Below are 3,429 nucleotides of genomic sequence, written 5' to 3' on the forward strand. Positions count from 1 at the left end.
GGACTTGTAGGTGACGTATCCGGCCAGGGCGAGGAAGCTGACGGCGATCAGCTGCAGCGCCGGTCGTTGTCGGGCGCGGGGTCCGGCGCGTAGCTGCCAGATGACGACGGCGGCGGCGAAGACCTCGATGACCGAGTCGATGCCGAAGCCGAGGAGTGCGATGGAGCCGGCGGCCAGGCCGGCGGTGACGGCGATGGCTCCTTCGATGATGTCCCAGACGACGATGAGCCAGGCGAGGCGCTGCCCCCGTCGGCGCAGCGCCTCCTCCCGGCCGGTCATCCGACGCTCACCGTCTCAGGGGCTGGTGCGGTGTCGGCGTCGGTAGTGGTGGTCAGCGGCTGTAGGGCGCGAGCCCGGCCGGCGCGGACACCGTTGGCGATGATGATCACCTCGGCGATCTCGTGCACGAGGACGACGGCGGCCAAGCCGAGCACCCCGAGCAGGGCCAAGGGCATCAGGCCGACGACGACGGCGAGGGACAGGCCGACGTTCTGCAGCATGATCGACCGTGCCCGGCGGGCGTGGTCGAGGGCCTGGGGCAGGTGGCGCAGGTCCTCGCCCATGAGCGCGACATCGGCCGTTTCGATGGCCACGTCGGTGCCCATGGCGCCCATCGCGACGCCGAGGTCGGCGGTGGCCAGGGCGGGCGCGTCATTGACACCGTCACCGACCATCGCCGTGGGCCGCTGATCGCGGAGTTGCGCCACGATGCGGGCCTTGTCTTCTGGGCGCAGGTCGGCGTGCACCTCGGTGATGCCGGCCTGTTCCGCGAGGGCGGTGGCGGTGGCGTGGTTGTCGCCGGTGAGCATGGAGACGTGGTAGCCGCTGCGGCGTAGCCGGTCAATCACCTCGACGGCTTCCGGTCGAAGCTCGTCGCGCACGGCGATCGCGCCGATCAGTCGGCCGCCGTCCTCGACGAGGACGGCGGTGGCGCCGGCCTGCTGCATGCCGGTGATGGTGTCGGCGAGCTCTCCCGGGTTTAGCCAGCCGGGTCGGCCGAGCCGGACGGTCCGGCCGTCGACGACGCCGGTGAGGCCGGCGCCGGTGATGGCTTCGACGTCGGTGGCCGGTCGGGGGGTGTCGACGGCGGCGAGGATCGCCCGGGCGAGGGGATGTTCGCTGCGGGCCTCCAACGCGGCGGCCAGGTCGAGGACCTGCTCGCGGGTGGCGGCACCGGTGGCGGCGACGTCGATGACCGTCGGCCGGTTGCGGGTCAGCGTGCCGGTCTTGTCCAACGCCACACCCCGCACGGCGCCGAGCGCTTCGAGGGCGGCGCCGCCCTTGACCAGTACGCCGAGTTTGCTGGCCGCGCCGACGGCGGCGACCACGGTGACCGGCACGGAGATCGCCAGCGCGCACGGCGACGCGGCGACGAGCACGACGAGGGCCCGTTCGATCCAGGTGGCGGGGTCACCGAGCAGGCTTCCGACGACCGCGATGAGCGCGGCGGCGATCATCACCCCGGGAACGAGGGGTTTGGCGATGCGGTCAGCGAGGCGCTGGCTGGCGCCCTTGCGGGCCTGTTCGGCCTCGACGATCCGCACGATCTTGGCGAGGGAGTTGTCCTCGGCGGTGGTGGTGACCTCGACCTCGAGCACGCCGGTGCCGTTGATGGACCCGGCGTACACGTCGCTGCCGGTGGTGGCTTCGACCGGTACGGATTCGCCGGTGATGGCGGAGACGTCGAGGGCGCTGCGGCCGGTGCGGATGATGCCGTCGGTGGCGATGCGCTCGCCGGGCCGCACGATCATCAGGTCGCCGACGCGCAGCTCGGCCGGGGAGATGGCCTGTTCGATGCTGTCGCGACGGACGGTGGCCTGGGCGGGCACGAGGGCGAGCAGGGCGCGCAGACCGCGGCGGGTGCGGGCCAGCGAGTACTCCTCCAGCCCTTCGCTGATGGAGTACAGGAACGCCAGCATGGCGGCTTCGCCGACCTCACCGAGGATGACGGCGCCGACGGCGGCGATGGTCATCAGCGTGCCGACGCCGATCTTGCCCTTGGCCAGGCGGCGCAGCGTGGACGGCACGAACGTCCACGCGCCGACGGCGAGAGCCAGGGCCTGCAGGCCGATCTCCACCGGCCGCGGCGCGCCGGTCCACCCGGCGCCGTAGCCGGCCAGCAGCAGGACCCCGGCTACGGCGGCCGCGCGGATCTCGGAGACGTCCCACAGCCGTTCCGGTTCCCGCTCCTCGGCTTCGCCTGCGCCGGTGGGCTTGTCGTCGCCGCAGCCGCACGCGTCGCTCATCGGGCACCTGCTCGTCGTGCGACGGCGGCAGGGGCGCTGCCGGGTCGAGGGGTGGCAGTCATGGTCACGGGTCCTCTCTGAACTGGGGTTACAGGGATTTGATGAGGGCGGGGACGTGCCGGCGCTGCCGGATCAGCAGCGCGACGGCCAGCACGGTGTAGACGGCGGCGATCACGTAGCGGATGTTGGGTGCGGGCAGCACGAACTGCACGGCGAACAGGCCGAACAACAGCAGCGCCTCACCGCGGGTCAGCCGCAGGTCGGCCAGCACGGCCACGCCGAGCAGGGTCTGGGCGGTGGTGAGCACCAGCTCCTCGGTCTGCCGGGCGTCCAGCGGAAGCCCGGCGAACTCGCCGCCACCCAGGTAATACGCGATGGGAAGGCAGGCGATCAGGAGGGTCCACTGGTTGAGCTTGGCGGCCAGCAGGGCGCCCATGCCGTCGTCGGCCCGGCCGCGCAGCGCGAACGTGATCGCGACGATGACCTCCGGCGCTTCGGAGGCGATCGGGGCCAGCCACTGCACCAGCAGGAACTCGTCGATGCCCAAATCGGCGCCGGCGGCGACCAGCGAGTCACCGAACGGCTCCGCCGCGGCGAGGATGATCGCGCCGGCGGCGACGAACAGCGCGGCGACCAGGCCACGGCGGCGGGCGGCAGGCTGCGCCGCGACGGTGGCCGCGACACCGGCGAGTTCCTCCACGCCTTCCTCGTTGCCGCGGATGCGCCACAGGTAGGCGGCGAACAGGCCACCGAGCACCAGGGTGTCGTACCAGGCCAGCCGGCCGGTCAGCGGAATGACCAGGGCGTAGACGGTGGCGGCGGCGAGGAACACGATCTCGGTGCGCCGATGCGGCGCCAAGGTGACCCTGTCGCGCTCGCCGCGCACCCGGCGGCGGCGCACCGCGAAGATCGCGAAGGCGACCAGCAGCGGCCACGCCACCCCGATCAGCAGCCGGTTCGCCCCGGTCATGTTCGCCGTGGCGTAGGCGGCGTAGGCGGGGTCGTGGCCGGCGGTGTAGGCGAAGAAGATGTCCACCGCGTACTCGGGCAGGATCGCCACCAGCGCCAGGATGGCCAGCGCGAGGCTGCCGGAGATGTCCACCCGGGCGGCCTCCGACGCCCACATCAGCAGCGCCACCGCGGCCAGCACCGCAGCCCCGAACACCACCATCGCCGCCACCGG

The 3,429-nt window shown here is 72.6% G+C and carries 2 protein-coding genes and 1 pseudogene; all 3 read right to left on the reverse strand.

The window, feature by feature from the left end; genetic code table 11:
* Positions 1 to 279, reverse strand: a pseudogene (locus ABD52_RS36765) (cation transporter); the annotation flags it as partial.
* A complete protein-coding gene (locus ABD52_RS36770; RefSeq protein ID WP_013476050.1) occupies positions 276 to 2,246 on the reverse strand; it encodes a cation-translocating P-type ATPase in 1,971 nt (656 codons plus the stop codon). The pseudogene ABD52_RS36765 and the gene ABD52_RS36770, both read right to left, overlap by 4 nt.
* Before the next feature lie 88 nt (positions 2,247 to 2,334).
* On the reverse strand, positions 2,335 to 3,429 hold a 1,095-nt coding region (locus ABD52_RS36775), incomplete at its 5' end, for a sodium:proton exchanger (protein WP_047894799.1).

The organism is Micromonospora sp. RV43, from assembly GCF_001029515.1.
In the GTDB taxonomy this organism is placed as follows: Bacteria; Actinomycetota; Actinomycetes; order Mycobacteriales; family Micromonosporaceae; genus Micromonospora; species Micromonospora aurantiaca.

Excerpts from the sequence above, each read along its gene's own strand:
- ABD52_RS36770 (WP_013476050.1), bottom strand. The coding sequence starts at position 2,246 with ATGAGCGACGCGTGCGGCTGCGGCGACGACAAGCCCACCGGCGCAGGC.